Annotated in this window: 15 protein-coding genes; 4 read left to right on the top strand and 11 right to left on the bottom strand. The window is 73.6% G+C overall.

Annotated elements, in window-relative coordinates; translation table 11 throughout:
• The first annotated feature begins 110 nt into the window (after positions 1 to 110).
• Positions 111 to 3422 carry an SCO5717 family growth-regulating ATPase gene (locus ACFYMO_RS14870; protein WP_388546546.1) on the top strand — a complete coding sequence of 1104 codons (3312 nt, stop codon included), beginning with the start codon at positions 111 to 113 and terminating at the stop codon, positions 3420 to 3422.
• Between the two features lie 149 nt (positions 3423 to 3571).
• Here ACFYMO_RS14870 and ACFYMO_RS14865 read toward each other — a convergent pair whose 3' ends face one another.
• The 8 genes from ACFYMO_RS14865 to rimP all read right to left on the bottom strand — a co-directional run bounded on the left by ACFYMO_RS14865 (position 3572) and on the right by rimP (position 11957).
• A complete protein-coding gene (locus ACFYMO_RS14865) occupies positions 3572 to 4516 on the bottom strand; it encodes a bifunctional riboflavin kinase/FAD synthetase (protein ID WP_366774047.1) in 945 nt (314 codons plus the stop codon).
• Positions 4517 to 4759: 243 nt separating this feature from the next.
• Positions 4760 to 5683, bottom strand: coding sequence for a tRNA pseudouridine(55) synthase TruB (gene truB / locus ACFYMO_RS14860; RefSeq protein ID WP_366774048.1), 924 nt, complete (start codon positions 5681 to 5683; stop codon positions 4760 to 4762).
• A gap of 3 nt (positions 5684 to 5686) precedes the next feature.
• Complete coding sequence (gene rbfA, locus ACFYMO_RS14855) at positions 5687 to 6160, bottom strand: 30S ribosome-binding factor RbfA (RefSeq protein WP_366774049.1); 474 nt, start codon at positions 6158 to 6160, stop codon at positions 5687 to 5689.
• 109 nt (positions 6161 to 6269) lie between these two features.
• Complete coding sequence (locus tag ACFYMO_RS14850; protein ID WP_366774050.1) at positions 6270 to 6563, bottom strand: DUF503 domain-containing protein; 294 nt, start codon at positions 6561 to 6563, stop codon at positions 6270 to 6272.
• A 197-nt stretch (positions 6564 to 6760) separates the two neighbouring features.
• On the bottom strand, positions 6761 to 9817 hold the full coding sequence (gene infB / locus ACFYMO_RS14845) for a translation initiation factor IF-2 (RefSeq protein WP_366774051.1): 3057 nt from the start codon (positions 9815 to 9817) through the stop codon (positions 6761 to 6763).
• Between the two features lie 152 nt (positions 9818 to 9969).
• A complete protein-coding gene (locus ACFYMO_RS14840; protein ID WP_366774052.1) occupies positions 9970 to 10257 on the bottom strand; it encodes a YlxR family protein in 288 nt (95 codons plus the stop codon).
• Positions 10258 to 10374: 117 nt separating this feature from the next.
• Complete coding sequence (gene nusA / locus ACFYMO_RS14835; RefSeq protein WP_366774053.1) at positions 10375 to 11397, bottom strand: transcription termination factor NusA; 1023 nt, start codon at positions 11395 to 11397, stop codon at positions 10375 to 10377.
• Positions 11398 to 11399: 2 nt separating this feature from the next.
• The gene (rimP, locus tag ACFYMO_RS14830; protein ID WP_366774054.1) at positions 11400 to 11957 is read right to left on the bottom strand and encodes a ribosome maturation factor RimP; all 558 of its coding nucleotides are present in this window, start codon (positions 11955 to 11957) and stop codon (positions 11400 to 11402) included.
• Between the two features lie 313 nt (positions 11958 to 12270).
• On the opposite strand from rimP, the gene ACFYMO_RS14825 reads away from it, so the two are divergent.
• Genes ACFYMO_RS14825 through ACFYMO_RS14815 form a run of 3 tightly spaced genes read left to right on the top strand, consistent with a single transcriptional unit; the run spans position 12271 to position 14489 of the window.
• Positions 12271 to 12999, top strand: a complete 729-nt coding sequence (locus tag ACFYMO_RS14825; RefSeq protein WP_366774055.1) for a hypothetical protein — start codon at positions 12271 to 12273, stop codon at positions 12997 to 12999.
• The gene (locus ACFYMO_RS14820) at positions 12996 to 13475 is read left to right on the top strand and encodes a ferritin-like domain-containing protein (protein ID WP_366774056.1); all 480 of its coding nucleotides are present in this window, start codon (positions 12996 to 12998) and stop codon (positions 13473 to 13475) included. The genes ACFYMO_RS14825 and ACFYMO_RS14820 overlap by 4 nt, the downstream gene beginning before the upstream one ends.
• Positions 13476 to 13535: 60 nt before the next feature.
• Entirely contained in the window at positions 13536 to 14489 is a 954-nt protein-coding gene (locus ACFYMO_RS14815; protein WP_366774057.1) for an aminoglycoside phosphotransferase family protein, read from the top strand.
• 64 nt (positions 14490 to 14553) lie between these two features.
• Here ACFYMO_RS14815 and ACFYMO_RS14810 read toward each other — a convergent pair whose 3' ends face one another.
• The 3 genes from ACFYMO_RS14810 to ACFYMO_RS14800 all read right to left on the bottom strand — a co-directional run bounded on the left by ACFYMO_RS14810 (position 14554) and on the right by ACFYMO_RS14800 (position 17873).
• Positions 14554 to 16263, bottom strand: a complete 1710-nt coding sequence (locus tag ACFYMO_RS14810) for a proline--tRNA ligase (protein WP_366774058.1) — start codon at positions 16261 to 16263, stop codon at positions 14554 to 14556.
• A gap of 122 nt (positions 16264 to 16385) precedes the next feature.
• Positions 16386 to 16955, bottom strand: coding sequence for a GNAT family N-acetyltransferase (locus tag ACFYMO_RS14805; protein WP_388546536.1), 570 nt, complete (start codon positions 16953 to 16955; stop codon positions 16386 to 16388).
• Between the two features lie 72 nt (positions 16956 to 17027).
• Positions 17028 to 17873, bottom strand: a complete 846-nt coding sequence (locus tag ACFYMO_RS14800) for a GNAT family N-acetyltransferase (protein WP_366774060.1) — start codon at positions 17871 to 17873, stop codon at positions 17028 to 17030.
• Between the last annotated feature and the right edge of the window lie 3 nt (positions 17874 to 17876).

Raw genomic sequence — 17876 nt, 5'->3', positions numbered from 1 at the left:
CAGGGCGCACGACCGCGGTGCCCGAACGACAGTTGCGATGATTAGGCTGGACTTACGCGCGTGGGCGGACGCGCGGCAAACCGGGGTGAATGACCACAGCAGGAGGCATTGTGAGCAGCGACCGGGACGAGATCCGCGTCCGCGGGACCATGCCCGGCTCCGACCAGCTCGACGCGGAAGCGGATGCCGAGGTCGAAACGGAGTCGACGGGCCAGTTCACCATCGACTACACACCGCCTGCCTGGTACACGCAGGACGCGGCGAGCAGGCCGGAGCCCCCGCAGGCGGCGTCGGCCGCGCCGCCCGCTCCGCCGGCCGGTACGGCCCACGGCGGTGCGGGGTACGACCGGGACTGGTGGGCGGGTTCGCCGGACGCCGGCGCCCCCGCCCCGCCCGAGGCACCGCCGCAGCCGGAGCACCGCGATCCGAGTGGCACCATTCCTCCCGAGGAAGTCGGGGAGGCCACCGGACCGTACGGCGGTTCCGCTGCCGAGCCCGCTGCGGACCTGCCCGCCTTCCCCTCGCTGACGCCGTTGAGCGAGCAGGTGCCCGGTGCGGCGACGGCCCCGGCCGGGGCGGAACCGGGCGGCGCGGATGCCGAACGCGCCCCGGACGTGCGGCCGGAGCAGCGCTACGCGCCCGCTCCGACCGACGCGGGCAGCGAGGACAGTGGAGCGGACCTCGCGGTTGCCGAACCGGGCGCGGGCCCCGAGGTGCGGGACACGGACGAAGCAGCTGACGCGCTCGGGCCCGACTCCTTCGGTGCCGAGACCGACCGGGCGGAGCCGGCCGCGGAGAACGCCCCGCGGGACACCGCCACCCCGAGCTGGCGCGCGCCCTCCGCGGCCGCACCCGCAGCGGAGGGCGCGCCGGAGCCCGAGGAGCTGACCGGGGCCGGACCCGAGTCCGAGTCGGCACCCGAGTCCGGGGAAGCCCAGCAGGCGCCGGTCGCCTCGGCGGTTCCGGAGGTCCCGGGCGCGGTCGAGGACGGCGCCACCATGCGGTTCTCCGCCGCGGCGCTGCGCCGCGAGATCGCCGCACACGCCGGGGAGGAGCACGCCGGCGAAACGGCCGGCGCCGACGCACCGCAGAGCGACGACGGCGACGGCACGACGGGCCGCGCGGCACACCTTCGGACCGATGCGGCGCCTGCCGAACACGGCGGAACCGCTCCGGCGCCGGCGGCCGCGGGCGAAGGCGGTGCGGTCGGCGAGGTGGGAGCGGCGGAGCCGCAGGACGCGATCCCGGCCTCCTACGACTTCGCCCTGGAGGCGCCCTCCAGCGAACGGCTGGTGGACGCCCCGCCTCCCCGGACGACGCCGCAGCCGCAGGGCGACGAGCCGCGGGACGCGATGCCGCCGCACCCGCTGCGGCGGGAGAACGGCCCGCCCGCCGAGGGCGGCGGCAGCACACTGGGGGACGGGCAGGGACTGCCCCCGCTGCCACCGGACTTCCAGCCCGCCGCGGCCGCACCGGCGGTCGGCACCGGTTGGCCGGGCAGCGGCGGCGGAGCACCCGAGGCAGGCGCGGCGCGGGACGACAACGCCGTTGGTGCGCCGGAGGGTTGGCACCCGGGCGGCGAGGCCTCCGTACCGCTGCGGCAGTCCGGTGGCGCGCCGAACTCTGATCAGCCGCTCGGCACGCCTCAGGGACAGGCGCCGTGGGTCCCGGATCCGCAGGCACCGCTCGGCGCACCGCAGGCAGCGCAGCCGCATGCGCCGCTGAATCCGCAACTCCCGCAGCAGCCGCACCAGGTACCGGGCCAGCAGCCGGAGCAGACGCCGGGGAGTCACTACGGTTACCCGCAGGCAGGGCAGCAGCCCGGCGGCGCCCCGGTGCCGCCCGCGCAGCCGCGGGCGGGGCAGCCGGTTCCTGGGCAGGTGCAGCCTGGCCAGCCGTACGGGACCGGGCCGGGCCGGCCTGTGCCGCCGCAGGCCCTCCAGCAGCCCGGCCAGATCCCCCCGGGCCAGGCACAGCCCGGTCAGCCGCAGCCCGGTCAGGAGAGGTTCCCGGCACAGCCGGAGGCGGGCCGCCCCGGTCCGGCCGGCCACACGCCCGGGTACCCGCCCGCCGCGGCAGCTCAGGCACCGGCACCGCAGCAGGCGCCGGCCCCGCAGCCCGCACCGGGTGGGCAGCCGCCCGCGCAGGCACCGCATCCGGGGCAGGCCCAGCCGCCCGTGCAGGGGCAGCCGCCGCTCCAGCCGCATCCCGGCGCCGTCGATCCGCGCCGGGTGGACCAGTCCGGCTCGCCGCTTGGCTACACGGCGGCGGTCGAGCTGTCCTCGGACCGGCTGATCAACAACAAGAAGAAGCCGCGTCCCCAGTCGGGCAACAAGGGTTCGCGGTTCAAGTTCGGCGCCAAGAAGGAGGAGGCCGAGCGGCAGCGCAAGCTGGATGTGATCCGTACGCCGGTGCTGTCCTGCTACCGGATCGCCGTCATCAGCCTCAAGGGCGGCGTCGGGAAGACGACCACCACCACGGCGCTGGGCTCGACTCTGGCCACCGAGCGCCAGGACAAGGTGATCGCCATCGACGCCAACCCGGACGCGGGCACCCTCGGCCGCCGGGTGCGGCGCGAGACCGGTGCCACCATCCGCGACCTGGTCACCGCGATCCCGTATCTGAACAGCTACATGGACATCCGCCGGTTCACTTCCCAGGCGTCGTCCGGGCTGGAGATCCTGGCCAACGACGTCGACCCGGCCATCTCGACCACGTTCAACGACGACGACTACCGGCGCGTCATCGACGTGCTGGGCAGGCAGTACCCGATCATCCTGACCGACTCGGGCACGGGGCTGCTGTACTCCGCCATGCGGGGCGTGCTGGACCTGGCCGACCAGCTCATCATCATCTCCACGCCGTCGGTGGACGGCGCGAGCAGCGCGAGCACGACGCTCGACTGGCTGGCCGCGCACGGCTACTCGGAGCTGGTGCAGCGGAGCATCACGGTCATCTCCGGGGTCCGCGAGGTGGGGAAGATGATCCGGGTCGAGGACATCGTGGCGCACTTCGAGACCCGGTGCCGCGGTGTGGTGACCGTCCCGTTCGACGAGCATCTCTCCGCCGGAGCCGAACTGGATCTGACGATGATGCGTCCGCGGACGCGCGAGGCGTACTTCAACCTGTCCGCCATGGTGGCCGAGGACTTCGCGCGGGCCCAGCAGCAGCAGGGCCTGTGGACGGCGAACGGCAGTCCGCCGCCGCAGCTCGCTCCCCCGATGCCGGGCCAGGGCGGGGTACCGGGGCAAGGCGCTCAGCCGGGGCATCCGGGCGGCCCACCGCCCGCACAGCAGCCGCCGTACGGGGCGGGCGGCAGCGGCTACGGCTATCCCGGCCCCGCGCAGCAGCAGGGCCACCCGGGCGGTCCCGGACAGCCGGGGCAGCCCCAGCCCGGCAGCGGCTGGCCGCAGCAGCAGTAGCGGGAGGCCTCCCCCGGAACGGGAAATGCAGGTGAGGGGCGGTCGGACCAGGTCCGACCGCCCCTCACCTGCTTCCGCCCGGCCGATCCGTCCGTTCCGGCGCGGATCCTGACGAGCCGCCCGCCGGACCGGGAGGTCCGGGGTGCGACTCAGTCCTCCGCCGCGGCCACCAGCCGCCGGGACTCCTCGACGTCCTGGGCCATCCGTTCCTTCAGCGCCTCGAGCGTCTCGAACTTCTCCTGGCCCCGGATGTACTCCAGGAAGTCCACCGCCGCGTGCAACTCGTACAGGTCCAGGTCCACCCGGTCGATGGCGTACGCCTCCACTGTGCGCTCGACGCCGTCGAACTGGGGATTCGTGCCGACCGAGAGCGCGGCGGGCATCGCCTCACCGTTCACCGTCAGCCAGCCGGCGTACACGCCGTCGGCCGGGACGGCCGTGTGCGGAAGGGTCTCCACGTTCGCCGTGGGATAGCCGAGTTCGCGGCCCCGCTGCGCACCACGCACCACCACGCCCTCGACGCGGTGCGGGCGGCCCAGCACCTGCGCCGCGCCGCGCACATCGCCCTCGGCCACCAGCCGGCGGGCCATCGTGGAGGAGAACGCCTCGCCGCCGTCCGTGCGCTCGAAGAGGTCGACGACGGTCACGTCGTAGTCGTAGGTGCCGCCGAGTTCGGCCAGGGAGGCGACGGTGCCGGCCGCCTTGTGTCCGAAGCGGAAGTTCGGGCCCTCCACGACACTGCGCGCGTGCAGCTTGTCCACCAGGACCTTGACCACGAAGTCGGCGGGCGACAGCTTGGAGAACTCGGAGGTGAAGGGGAGCACGAGAACCGCGTCCACCCCCAGTTCGCCCATGAGTTCGGCCCGCCGGTGATGCGGTGCGAGCAGCGGGGGGTGGCTGCCCGGCCGGACGACCTCGCTGGGGTGCGGGTCGAACGTGACGACGACGGCGGGGACGCCCAGTTCCCGGGCGCGCTCCACGGTCCTGCCGATGATGAGCTGGTGCCCCCGGTGCACCCCGTCGTACGAGCCGATGGTGACGACGCTGCGCCCCCAGCCCTCGGGGATGTCCTCCAAGCCACGCCAGCGCTGCACGTCTGCTCCTCGTCGCTACCTAGTTCGCCAGTGCCTGTGCCGTTGGTGATGACGGCGGGTTCCGCCGCCGGTCCAAGGGTGCCATGCCCCGCCGGCGCGGCCCGCAGGGACCCACCTCGGGAGGTACCAGGTGGCGTGGCACACGCCCGCTCCGGATCCCGGCGCCGGGGGCTGCGCGGCACGCGCCGCCCTGCGTGTCGCGGCCGCCGCACGGGGAGCCGCCCCGACGGCACCGGGCGGGCCTCACACGAAGACGGCCAGGCTCCTGGCCCTGCCCTCGCGCTCCTCCACCAGTGCGACGAACTGCCCGCCCGGGCCGAACACCGCGACGGGGCCCGGTCCGCTGTCGCGGGGCATCCGCAACTGCACGCCGTTGCCGATACGGCGCGCCTGCTCCTCGTCGACGTCCCAGCGGGCGAACGCCGCCGCGGCGGCGTCACCCAGCGGCAGCACCGGCAGCAGCTGTTCGGCGTCCACGAACTGCTGCAACTGCTCCATGGTGTGCGCGCCGTCCAAGCCGTAGGGGCCGACCCTGGTGCGCCGCAGCGCGGTCAGATGGCCGCCCGTGCCCAGTTCCGCGCCCACGTCGCGGGCGAGTGCGCGCACATAGGTGCCGGAGGAGCACACGACCGACACGAGCACGTCCGTGACGGGTGTGCCGTCCTCGGCGGTGTCCGGGCGCACATCGTGCACCTGGAAGGAGGAGACGGTGACCGGGCGGGCGGCCAGCTCCACCTCCTCGCCCTCGCGGACCCGGGCGTAGGCGCGCTTGCCGTCCACCTTCACGGCACTGACCGCGGAGGGTACCTGCGAGATGGGGCCGGTCCGGGCGCCGACGGCCGCGTCGAGCCGCTGGCGGTCGACGTCCTCGGCGCCCCGCGCGGCGGTGATCTCCCCCTCGGCGTCCTCCGTCACGGTCTCCTGCCCGAGCCGGAGGGTCGCGACGTATTCCTTCTCCGTCAGGGCGAGGTGGCCGAGCAGGCGGGTGGCCCGTTCGGTGCCGACGACCAGCACGCCGGTGGCCATCGGGTCGAGTGTTCCCGCGTGGCCGACCCGCCGGGTGCGGGCCATACCGCGCACCTTGGCCACGACGTCGTGCGAGGTGAACCCGGCGGGCTTGTCGACGACGAGCAGCCCGCCGGGGCCGTTGTCTCTTCTGCGTGCCACGGATCAGGCGCTCTCGTCCTCGCCGCCCTCGCCGTCCCCGCCGTCCAGGTCGGACTCGCCCGGCTTGCGGTAGGGGTCGGCCTCACCGGCGTAGGAGGCTCCGGAAGAGGTCTTGCGGACCTCCTCGTCGGCGGCCCGCGCGCGGGCGAGCGCCTCGTCGATCGTCTTGGCGTTCTCCGGGAGCGCGTCCGCGACGAACGTCAGACTCGGGGTGTGCTTGATTCCCGCCGCCGAGCCGACAGCGGAGCGGAGCACGCCCTTGGCGCTCTCCAGTCCGGCTGCGGCCGCCTTGCGGTCCTCCTCGTCGCCGTACACGGTGTAGAAGACCGTCGCCTCTCTGAGGTCCCCGGTGACCCGGGTGTCCGTGACGGTCACCTGGGTGCCGAGCCGGGGGTCTTTGATACCGCGGTGCAGCTTCTCGGCGACCACCTCACGGATGAGGTCCGCCAGCCTCTTCGCCCGCGCCTTGTCGGCCACTGGTCCGTCTCCTTGCTCTGCGCCTCGCGCTCACGCGCTGCTGCGTTCTCTCTGCGTCTGCTGACGTTCTGCGTTCTCCACCGCGGCGCCTGTCGCGGCGGCTGTGGTGCTATGCGTCGTCGCCGTGGAACTGCCGCCGCACGGAGAGCAGTTCCACCTCGGGGCGCCCGGCGACCAGCCGCTCGCAGCGGTCCAGCAAGTCGCTGAGGTGCCCGGCGTCGCCGGACACCGCCGCCAGTCCGATGTGGGCTCTGCGGTAGAGGTCCTGCTCGCCCGTCTCGGCGACACTGACCGCGTGCTTGCGCTGCAACTCGGCGACGATGGGGCGGACGACGGAGCGCTTCTCCTTGAGCGACCGCACATCGCCGAGAAGCAGGTCGAAGGACAGCGTCCCTACGTACATACAGTCCGGGTCAAGCCACCCGTGGGGCCTTGGGGGTGCCGCCCAGCGGTGGCTGGGGGCCTGGAATGCACTGGCACCGTACACGCAACGGCCGGGGCCGATCGACGGAAATACTCCGCCGGTCGGCCCCGGTCCCGTGCATCGCCCGATCACCACTCACGGTGACCGGGCGATGCACGGGTTGCCCTGCGCAGGGATCAGCCGCGCGGCTTCTCCCGCATCTCGTACGTCGCGATGACGTCGTCGACCTTGATGTCGTTGAAGTTCCCGAGGTTGATACCGCCCTCGAAGCCTTCGCGGATCTCGGTGACATCGTCCTTGAAGCGGCGCAGGCCCTCGATGTTGAGGTTCTCCGCCACGACCTTGCCGTCCCGGATGACGCGGGCCTTGGTGTTCCTGCGCACCTCGCCGGAGCGGATGAGGACACCGGCGATGTTGCCCAGCTTGGACGAACGGAAGACCTCGCGGATCTCCGCCGTGCCCAGCTCGACCTCTTCGTACTCGGGCTTGAGCATGCCCTTGAGCGCCGCCTCGATCTCCTCGATGACCTGGTAGATCACCGAGTAGTAGCGGACGTCCACACCCTCGCGCTCGGCCAGCTGGGTCGCACGCCCCTCGGCGCGGACGTTGAAGCCGATCACGATGGCGTCGGAGCCGGTCGCCAGGTCGATGTCGGTCTCGGTGACCGCACCCACCCCGCGGTGCAGGATGCGCAGGTCCACCTCTTCGCCGACGTCGAGCTGGAGCAGCGAGGACTCCAGGGCCTCCACCGAACCGGACGCGTCGCCCTTGATGATGAGGTTGAGCTGCTGCACCTCGCCCGCCTTGAGCACCTTGTCCAGGTCCTCCAGGGAGACGCGGCGGGTCCGCTTGGCGAAGGCCGCGTTGCGCTCGCGCGCCGCGCGCTTCTCGGCGATCTGCCGTGCCGTGCGGTCCTCGTCCACCACCAGGAAGTTGTCGCCGGCGCCCGGGACATTGGTGAGACCGAGCACCAGGACGGGGGTCGAGGGACCCGCTTCCTTGATGTTCTCGCCCTTGTCGTCGAGCATCGCGCGCACCCGGCCGTAGGCGTCGCCCACGACCATGGTCTCGCCGACCCGCAGCGTGCCGCGCTGGACCAGGACGGTCGCCACGGCGCCGCGGCCGCGGTCGAGGTGGGCCTCGATGGCGAGACCCTGCGCGTCCTGGTCGGGGTTGGCCCGCAGGTCGAGCGAGGCGTCCGCGGTCAGGACCACGGCCTCGAGGAGCTCCTCGATGTTCAGCCCCTGGCGCGCGGAGATGTCGACGAACATCGTGTCGCCGCCGTACTCCTCGGCCACCAGCCCGTACTCGGTCAGCTGGCCGCGGACCTTGGTGGGGTCGGCACCCTCGACGTCGATCTTGTTGACCGCGACGACGATCGGCACCTCGGCCGCCTTGGCGTGGTTGAGCGCCTCGATGGTCTGCGGCATCACGCCGTCGTTGGCCGCGACCACGAGGATCGCGATGTCGGTCGACTTGGCACCGCGGGCACGCATGGCGGTGAACGCCTCGTGACCGGGGGTGTCGATGAAGGTGATCTTGCGCTCTTCGTCGTTCACCTCGGTCGACGCCTGGTAGGCACCGATGTGCTGGGTGATGCCGCCGGCTTCGCCCTCGATGACGTTGGTCTTCCGGATCGCGTCCAGCAACCGCGTCTTACCGTGGTCGACGTGACCCATGACGGTCACCACCGGGGGACGCGCCACGAGCGCCGTCTCGCCGCCCTCGTCCTCGCCGAACTCGATGTCGAAGGACTCGAGAAGCTCGCGGTCCTCCTCCTCCGGGCTGACGATCTGGACGACGTAGTTCATCTCCTCGCCGAGGAGGTTCAGCGTCTCGTCGGAGACGGACTGGGTCGCGGTGACCATCTCGCCCAGGTTGAACATCACCTGGACCAGCGACGCCGGGTTGGCGTTGATCTTCTCCGCGAAGTCCGTGAGCGAGGCACCGCGCGACAGCCGGACGATCTCGCCCTTGCCGCGCGGCAGCATCACGCCGCCGACCGACGGCGCCTGCATCTGCTCGTACTCCTGGCGCCGCTGCCGCTTCGACTTGCGGCCACGACGGGCCGGACCGCCGGGGCGGCCGAACGCGCCCTGGGTGCCACCGCGGCCGCCGGGACCGCCGGGGCGGCCACCGAAACCGGGACGGCCACCGCCACCGGGACGACCGGCGAAACCACCGCCACCGCCCGGACGGCCACCGCCGCCACCGGGACGACCGGCGAAACCACCGCCGCCACCCGGACGGCCACCGCCACCCGGACGGCCACCGCCGCCGGGGCCGCCGCGGCCGGGGCCGGGACGCGGGCCCGCAGCGGGACGCTGCGGCATCATGCCCGGGTTCGGACGGTTGCCGCCGGCACCGCCGGGACGCGGGCCGCCGCCCTGCGGGGCCTGCGGACGCGGCATGTTGCCCGGCGTGGCGCGACCGCCGCCCGGAGCCTGCGGACGCGGACCGGACTGGCCGGCTCCACCCTGGCCCTGGCCCTGCCCCTGACCCTGGCCGGGCTTGGGGGCACCGGGCTTCGGAGCACCCGGCTTGGGGGCACCGCCGGAGCGCGGCGACTGGGGACGCGCCATACCGGTGGAGCCACCGGAGGTGAAGGGGTTGTTGCCCGGGCGCGGGCCGGAGGGGCGCCCGCCCGGCTTGGGAGCCTGACCCGGCTTCGGCGCCTGACCGCCCTGCGGACGGCCCTGGCCGCCCGGCTTGGGAGCCTGACCCGGCTTGGGTGCCTGGCCGGGCTTCGGGGCCTGGCCCGGCTTGGGAGCTCCCGGTGCGGCGGGCGGCGCCTGGAAGTCCGGCTTCGCCGGCGCGGCCGGCTGTGCGGGCCCCGGCTTGGGCGCACCGGGCTTCGGGGCGCCGGGCTTGGGTGCCTCGGCAGCGCCCGTCTCATCCTGTGCGGGGCTCGGGGCACTCGGGGCAGGGGTCGCCGGGGCCGCGGGGCCCGGCTTGGGGGCACCGGGCTTCGGGGCGCCCGGCTTGGGTGCGCCCGGCTTGGGCGCGGGGGTCGGGGCGGCGGCCTTCTTCGGCGCCGCAGGCTTCGCCGCGGACTTCTTGGCACCTGAGCCAGAGCCCGCGTCGAACGCGTCTGTCAATTTGCGGACTACCGGCGCCTCGATCGTCGAGGACGCCGAACGGACGAATTCACCGAGTTCCTGGAGCTTGGCCATGACGACCTTGCTCTCGACTCCAAGTTCCTTGGCGAGTTCGTATACCCGGACCTTAGCCACTTCGCTCCTTACGGCCCGGGGGGTCGTCCGCCGGACCTTCGCTACTGATGCATGGGCGTACTCATCGCGTACTCATCGAGTGCTCATCGCAATCTCGACCTACTTCCCACTCGCGAGGTACCTCTCCCGGTACGGAGGTTCCGTACGGGCTCCTACGGTGCGTGCTGTGCGTTCCGCTCCACGTGCTCCCGCAGATCTGCGAGGTCGAACGGACCCGGACCCCGGAAGGCCCGGTTGAATGCCCGGCGCCGGACCGCCTGCTCGAGGCAGGACGGCACAGAGTGCACATACGCACCCCGACCGGGCAGCCTACCGCGAAGATCGGGGATCAGGCTTCCCCCGATCAGTACCACCCGCAGCAGACCTTGCTTGTCGGTGCGCTCCCGGCAGCCGACACAGGTCCGCTGAGGGCACGCCCGACCACACGTCCGGCCAGACACTGCTTAAGTCTACCTCCCCGAAGCCCCGAAACCCGTTGGGGGGTAAGGGCGCCGTTACTCGTCCGCCATCCGTGCCGTGCGCACCCGACCGCGCGGGGTGACAGGTCCCGTCGTGATTCAGCCGTGCTCGGCGGAACGCTCCGGAGCCGGTTCGCCGCCCACCGCGTCGGCGGTGTCCGGGCGGATGTCGATGCGCCAGCCCGTGAGGCGCGCGGCGAGCCGGGCGTTCTGCCCCTCCTTGCCGATCGCCAGCGAGAGCTGGTAGTCGGGCACGGTGACGCGGGCGGACCGCGCCGCGAGATCGAGGATCTCGACCTTGCTCACCCGCGCCGGGGAGAGGGCGTTGGCGACCAGTTCGGCCGGGTCCTCGGACCAGTCCACGATGTCGATCTTCTCGCCGTGCAGCTCCGCCATCACGTTGCGCACCCGGCCGCCCATCGGGCCGATGCAGGCGCCCTTGGCGTTGAGCCCCGAGCGGGCCGACCGTACGGCGATCTTGGTGCGGTGGCCCGCCTCGCGGGCGATGGCCGAGATCTCCACCGAGCCGTCCGCGATCTCCGGGACCTCCAGCTCGAAGAGCTTCTTGACCAGGTTGGGATGGGTGCGCGACAGCGTCACCGAGGGACCGCGCACACCCTTGACCACCCGGACCACATAGGTCCGCAGCCGGGTGCCGTGCCCGTACTCCTCGCCGGGCACCTGCTCCTGCGGCGGCAGGATGGCCTCCAGCTTGCCGATGTCCACCAGCACGCTCTTGGGGTCCTTGCCCTGCTGGACGACGCCCGCCACGATGTCGCCCTCGCGGCCTGCGTACTCGCCGAAGGTGACCTCCTCCTCGGCGTCCCGCAGCCGCTGCAGGATGACCTGCTTGGCCGTCGTGGCGGCGATCCGGCCGAATCCGGTGGGGGTGTCGTCGAACTCCCGCGGTTCCGCGCCCTCTTCGAGCTCTTCGGCACTCTCCTTGGCCCACACCGTGACGTGGCCCGTCTTGCGGTTCAGCTCGACGCGCGCGTCGCGCCTGCTGCCCTCCGTGCGGTGGTATGCGATGAGGAGGGCCGACTCGATCGCCTCGACCAGCAGGTCCAGCGAGATCTCCTTCTCCCGGACCAGCCCGCGCAGGGCACTCATGTCGATGTCCACGGCTACGCCTCCTCCTCGTTCTCGTTCCCGGCGGCTTCGGCGTCGCCGTCCGCGGACATGCGCCGCTGCTGCGCGGCCTTGGGGTTGAACTCGATCTCGACCCGCGCCTTGGCGATCTCGTCGAAGGCGAGCCTGCGGGCGGTGGGCTTGCGCCCCTTGACCCCGGGCACCTCCAGGTCGAGGCCCTCGTCGTCGACAGCGGTGAGGCGGGCGGTCAGCTCCCCGCCGCCGGCGGCCTCGGTGAGCTGCGCCTTGATCAGCCGCCCGACGGCGCGGCGGTAGTGCCGCAGCTCGCTCAGCGGCCGGTCGGCCCCGGGAGAGGTGACTTCCAGCACATACGGGGCGCCGCCCATCGCGTCGCTCTCGTCGAGCACTTCGGAGCAGGCGCGGCTCAGTTCCGCGCAGGTGTCCAACTGGACCCCGTCCTCAGCGTCCACCACGACACGCAGGACGCGCCGCTTTCCGGCCGGGGTCACATCGATCTCCTCGAGATCCAACCCCCTCTCGCTGACGAGCGGTTCCAGCAGTCCGCGCAGCCTCTCGCTCTGGGTGGTGCTCATCCGGGTGACTCCTCGGCCGCGTGTGCTGTTGTAGGGGGGCCTTGTGACAAGGGCGTGTCGCCGCCCAAGCCTATCGCCTGTGGCGCGCTGCGCCGACCCGGTGGCACAACGCACGGCTGTGCGCGGCCGCACCGCCCCGCCGCCGTGTGCGGCGTCCGGGTACAGCCCCGGCCGGGCAGGGGTGGCCGCGGACAGCCGCGGGAAGGACCCCGGGTACCCTCGCGGGGCGTGACCTGCGCCCCACCGCGGTCACGGGCCCGGGCGAGGCCGCAGTCCGTCTGGCCGTCCGTTCGCCCACATCCAGGGAGTGCACATGTCGCTGATGCCGTCACCGGCGGCGGCGCGGCCGCGCCGCAGAGCGCTGCTGACCGGGGTGCTGGGCGCCACCGGAGCGGCGTTCGGACTGCCGCTCCTCACGGCCTGCACGGGCGGAGAGGCGGCGGAGGACGCCGACGGTGCTGGTGCCGACACGGCGCGGCGGCTGCGCAGCGGCGCGGCACGCGACAGCGAACACCTGCTGGCCCGCTACGACGGCACGGCCAAGGTGCACCCGGCACTGGCCGCACCGCTGCGCCCGCTGCGCGAGGAGATCGTCCGCCATGTGCGGGTACTGCGCGGCGGCGAGTCCGGCACCCGGTCCCCCTCCCCCGGCGGTCGCGGCTCGCGGCGCCCCTCCGACGCACCCGGCACCGACCGCTCGGCGCAGCCCGACGGGCGGGAGAGCGCCTCCGAACGTCCGCCCGGCCCGGACACCGCCTCCGTGCCGAAGAGCCCCGCAGCGGCGCTCGCGGCACTGGCCAGGGCGGAGCGGAAGCTGGCCGACACCCGCACCAGGGCGCTGGACGGCGCGCCACCCGAGCTGGCCCGGCTGCTCGCCTCGGTGGCCGCCTGCGGCTCGGCGCACGGATACCTCCTCGACCGGCGGGGCAAGGACGCCGGCAGCGGTGACGACGGGAAGAGCACGGCGGACGACGGCGGGAGCGCGGAGGACGGCATGGCGGACGAGGCCGGACCGCGTCGGGAAGGAGCGGCGGAAGGATGACGGAACTGACCGCTGTGCAGGCGGCGTTGCGCGCCGAACACGCCGCCGTCTACGGCTACGGCGTCGTCGGCGGCCGGATCGACGAGGACCGCGAGGGCGAGGCCCGGGAGTGCTACGAGGCGCACCGGGCGCGCCGGGACGCGCTGCGCCGTACCGTCCGCGCACTCGGCGGCGAACCGGAACCGGCCGCCGCCGCCTACGCGCTGCCCTTCGCCGTACCCGACAGCGCGGCGGCCGTGCGGCTCGCCGCCCAGTTGGAGGACCGGGTCGCCGGGGTGTACGCGGACCTGGTGCGGGCAAGCGAGGGGGCACGGCGGCGCACGGCCGCCGACGCACTGCGCGAGGCCGCGGTCCGCTCGGTCCGCTGGAAGGGCGGCGGGGTGGCCTTCCCGGGCCTGACCGAACTGGGCGCCGGGGACTCACCGGCCTCCCCCTCAGGGGCGCCGGACCGCTCCGCCGTGCCCGGCGCGCTGTGATCCGGCCGTGCGCGCTCCCCGAGAATGCTCCCGAGAGTCCTGACGAAAGGCCCGTCCGGAATGGCTTCCGTGCTGCCCCTCGAACCCCCGCAGCGGCTGTCGCGCGCGCTGGCCGCCCAGCAGGGCGCGCCGGCGGCCGCCGCGGCGCAGAACTGGCTGCGGGAGCTGCCCGCGCTGCTGGAGCGGTGGCTCCGGGAGTGGGAGCTGGAGGCCGAACGGGTGGTGACTCCGGGCGGGCGCAGCAGCGTGGTGGTGCTGGTGCGGCAGGCCGACGGCACCCCGGCGGCCCTCAAGCTGCCGGCACCGGACGGTGCGCCCGCGCTCGTGCGGACCGCGCGCGAGTACGCGGCGCTGACCGCGTGGCACGGGCTCGGGGCCGTACGGGTGCTGCGGGCCGCGCCGGAGGAGGGCGTGCTGCTGCTGGAGCGGCTGCGCTGCGAGGTGTCGCTGCGGTCGCTGGCGGAGGCCAAGGCGACGCTGGAGGCGGTCTCGGTGGTGCGGCGGCTGTGGGTGCCGCCGGCCGCGGGACACGGCCTGGAGACGGTCGCCGAGCACACCGCGCTGGAGGCGGCGCGGATGCGCTCCTGGGTGCCCCCGGACGCGGAACCGCTGGTGGCCGCCGCACTGGAGGCGCGCGCGGCGATGCTGGCCGACCCCGCCGAGGGCGAGCAGGTGCTGCTGCACGGGGACTTCCGCCAGGGCGCCGTGCTGGCCGCCGCCGGATCCGGCGAGCGGGCGCACTGGCTGACGGTAGGGCCCGATCCCCTGGTCGGGGAGCCCGCCTACGACCTGGCGCGGCTGGTGCGGGACCGGCTGCACGACCTGATGGCCTCCAGCGGGGCCCCGGCCGCCACCCGGCGCCGTGTCAACAAGCTCGCCGACTCGCTGGACGTCCCCCGCGAACGGGTGCGGCTCTGGACGCTCTACCGCGCGGTCGAGTCCGCGTGCCGGCAGTACGCGGGCGGCGGCACCGCGGACGCCGAGATGCTGCTGGAGTTCGCGGCCTGGCTGTGACGCGGCCGGCCCGGTGCGGGGATCCCGCACCGGGCCGGACCCGGTCGGTGCCGGATGGGCGCGGTCAGCTCCGGGTGAGCCGCGCGAGAGCCTCCTCGACGGGGAGCTCCTCGCGCTCGCCGGTGCGCCGGTCCTTGAGTTCGACGCGGCCGTCCTTGACGCCCCGCCCGGCGATCAGGATGGTCGGCACCCCGATCAGCTCCGCGTCGGTGAACTTCACCCCCGGGGAGACGCTCGTGCGGTCGTCCACCAGCACCCGCACGCCCGCGGCGCCGAGCCGGTCGGCGATCTCCAGCGCGGCCTCCGTCTGCTGGGCCTTGCCCGCCGCGACCACGTGCACATCGGCGGGCGCCACCTCGCGCGGCCAGTACAGGCCGTGCTCGTCGGCGTGCTGCTCGGCCAACGCGGCCACGGCGCGCGAGACGCCGATGCCGTAGGAGCCCATCGTCACGCGGACCGGCTTGCCGTCCTGGCCGAGCACGTCGAGTTCGAACGCGTCGGCGTACTTGCGGCCGAGCTGGAAGATGTGGCCGATCTCGATGGCGCGGTCCAGCTCGATGCCGGCGCCGCAGTTCGGGCAGGGGTCACCCGGCTCGACGACGACGACATCGAGGTACTGGTCGACCTCGAAGTCCCGTCCGCAGACCACGTTGCGGGCGTGCTTGCCCTCCTCGTTGGCACCCGTGATCCAGGAGGTGCCGGGCGCCACCCGCGGGTCGGCCAGGTAGCGGAACGCCTTGCCGGCCATGCCGCCCTGCGGTCCCACGTAGCCCCGGACCAGGTCCTGGCGGCCCTCGAAGTCCTCCGCGGTGACCAGCTCGACGGTGGCGGGCGCGAGCTGCTCGCCGAGCTTGCCCAGGTCCACCTCGCGGTCGCCGGGGACGCCGACCGCGGTGATCTCGCCGTCCACCTTGACCAGCAGGTTCTTCAGCGTCGCCGAGGCGGGCACGCCCAGGTGCTCGGCGAGCGTCTCGATGGTGGGCGTGTCGGGGGTGTCCAGCTTCTCGACCGGGTCGTGGCCCTCGGTGGTGGCGGGCTGGAGCGTGACCGAGACGGCCTCGGTGTTGGCCGCGTAGCCGCACTGCGGGCACTGCACGAAGGTGTCCTCGCCGGCTGCGGCGGGCGCCAGGAACTCCTCCGAGGCGGAGCCGCCCATGGCTCCGGAGACCGCCGAGACGATGCGGTAGTCCAGGCCCAGGCGCTCGAAGATGCGCCGGTAGGCGACGCGGTGCGCGGCGTAGGACTCGGCCAGGCCCTCGTCGGAGACGTCGAAGGAGTAGGAGTCCTTCATGGTGAACTCGCGCCCGCGCAGGATGCCGGAGCGGGGGCGGGCCTCGTCCCGGTACTTGGTCTGGATCTGGTAGACCGTGACCGGCAGGTCCTTGTACGAGGTGCACTGGTCCTTGACGACCTGGGTGAAGATCTCCTCGTGCGTGGGGCCGAGCAGATAGTCGCCGCCCTTCCGGTCCTTGAGGCGGAAGAGCAGATCGCCGTACTCCTCGTAGCGGCCGGAGACCTCGTAGGGCTCCTTGGGCAGCAGCGCCGGGAGCAGCACCTCCTGGCCGCCGATGGCGTCCATCTCCTCGCGGACGACGCGGGTGACGTTCTCCAGCACCTGCTTGCCCAGCGGGAGCCACGTCCAGATCCCGGCTGCGGTGCGGCGTACGAATCCGGCGCGGACCAGCAGCTTGTGGCTGAGTGTCTCCGCGTCCGCCGGGTCGTCACGCAGCGTCTTCAGCATCGACCTGGACAAACGCTGGACACGGGCTGCCATGGGGACTCCTGCTCGGGGCTGTACTCGCGATGAGTGACGGAACACGTCGGTGCGGAGCCTATCGGCCCGGACCGGCAGCACGGAAACGAGATGCCGCGACGGCGGCCGCCCGGCCGACCCGCTCAGTCCCGTGCCAGCGGCAGCCACGCGCCCATCACCGCGTACGGCTGCGGGGCGCTGGGGAACTGCACCCGGCGGGCCAGATCGCGGTATCCCAGGCTGCGGTAGAGGGCGCGGGCCGGGCTGTCGAGGTCGAGGGCCGACAGCAGGGACCGCGGTTCGGTGGCCGCGTCGGTGAGCCGGGTGATCAGCTCCCGCCCGATCCCGCGGTGCTGGAAGGCCGGGTGCACATGCAGCTCCGTGATCACGAAGGTGTCGTCCAGCCAGTCCTGGCAGCCGTGCTGGGCCAGATAGGGCTCCACCACCGTCGACCACCACTGGGAGCGGTCGTTCGGCATCCCGTAGACGAAGCCGACCAGCCGGCCTTCCTCGGTGGCGGCGCCCAGCGCCCGCGCACCCGGTGAGGCCATGTGCCGCAGCACGATGTGCCTGCGGACGCCGATCTCGTCGTCGGTCAGTCCGAAGGCGACGGCCTGGACGGCCAGCGCCTCGTCGACGCGGACGGCGAGGTCGAGCGGGCCGGTGACCACGCTCCGGGGGTCCGGGAGCGATCCCCCGGCTGTGTGCGGCATGGCCGGGAGGCTACTTCCTCGGCCGGGCCCGCGCGAAGAGGCCGCGCAGCGCGGCCGCACCGGGGTACGGGCTCAGAACAGGACGCTCATGAACGCGCCGACCTCGCGGAAGCCGACGCGCCGGTAGGCGGCGCGGGCGGGCGTGTTGAAGTCGTTGACGTACAGGCTCACGAGCGGGGAGACGTCGCGCAGCGCGTGGTCGACGACGGCGGCCATGCCGGTCTCCGAGAGGCCCTCGCCGCGCCGGTCCGGTGCCACCCAGACGCCCTGGATCTGGCAGGCGTAGGGGGTGACGGCGCCGATCTCCGCCTTGAAGACGACCCGGCCGTCCTCGATGCGGGCGAAGGAGCGTCCGGTGCCGACCAGCTCGGCGACCCGCGCCTGGTAGACGAGTCCGCCGTCGCCGGCGAGCGGGGAGACGCCGACCTCCTCGGTGAACATGGCCACGCAGGCGGGCAGCACGAGGTCCATCTCGTCCTTGGCGACGCGGCGCACCAGCGGGTCGGGCGGGACGTCGGACGGTACCCGGTCGGTGACCAGCAGCGGCTGGTTGGCCCGCACCTCGCGGGCCGGCCCCCAGTGCGGCTCCAGCCAGGACCACAGCGCGGCGGTCGGGCCGGCGGGGCCGACGATGGAGGAGCAGCGGCGGCCCTGGCGGCGCGCCCGCTCGGCGAACGCGCGCACGGCCTCGGGCCCGGCGCACAGCGGGACCAGGTTGGCGCCGTTGTAGCAGAGGGCCTCCAGGCTGCCGTCCCGGTACCAGCCCCACATCTCGCCGCCCAGCCGCCAGGGGTCGAGCCCGGCGGTCTGCACGCGGGCCGTGACGAACGCGTTGTTGACCGGCTCCCGGCGCAGGACGGCGAGCGCTTCCTGCAGTTCGGCCGGTTCGACGACCTTGGTGGAGGTGGTGGTCAACAACGG

This window comes from Streptomyces sp. NPDC007025 (assembly GCF_042869455.1).
GTDB lineage: Bacteria > Actinomycetota > Actinomycetes > Streptomycetales > Streptomycetaceae > Streptomyces.
Note: the sequence above shows the minus strand (reverse complement) of the source record. Positions and strands in the feature narration are given on the sequence as shown.

Excerpts from the sequence above, each read along its gene's own strand:
- ACFYMO_RS14850 (WP_366774050.1), bottom strand. The coding sequence starts at position 6,563 with ATGTACGTAGGGACGCTGTCCTTCGACCTGCTTCTCGGCGATGTGCGG.
- rimP (WP_366774054.1), bottom strand. The coding sequence starts at position 11,957 with ATGAGCACCACCCAGAGCGAGAGGCTGCGCGGACTGCTGGAACCGCTC.
- ACFYMO_RS14825 (WP_366774055.1), top strand. The coding sequence starts at position 12,271 with ATGTCGCTGATGCCGTCACCGGCGGCGGCGCGGCCGCGCCGCAGAGCG.
- ACFYMO_RS14820 (WP_366774056.1), top strand. The coding sequence starts at position 12,996 with ATGACGGAACTGACCGCTGTGCAGGCGGCGTTGCGCGCCGAACACGCC.
- ACFYMO_RS14815 (WP_366774057.1), top strand. The coding sequence starts at position 13,536 with ATGGCTTCCGTGCTGCCCCTCGAACCCCCGCAGCGGCTGTCGCGCGCG.
- ACFYMO_RS14810 (WP_366774058.1), bottom strand. The coding sequence starts at position 16,263 with ATGGCAGCCCGTGTCCAGCGTTTGTCCAGGTCGATGCTGAAGACGCTG.
- ACFYMO_RS14805 (WP_388546536.1), bottom strand. The coding sequence starts at position 16,955 with ATGCCGCACACAGCCGGGGGATCGCTCCCGGACCCCCGGAGCGTGGTC.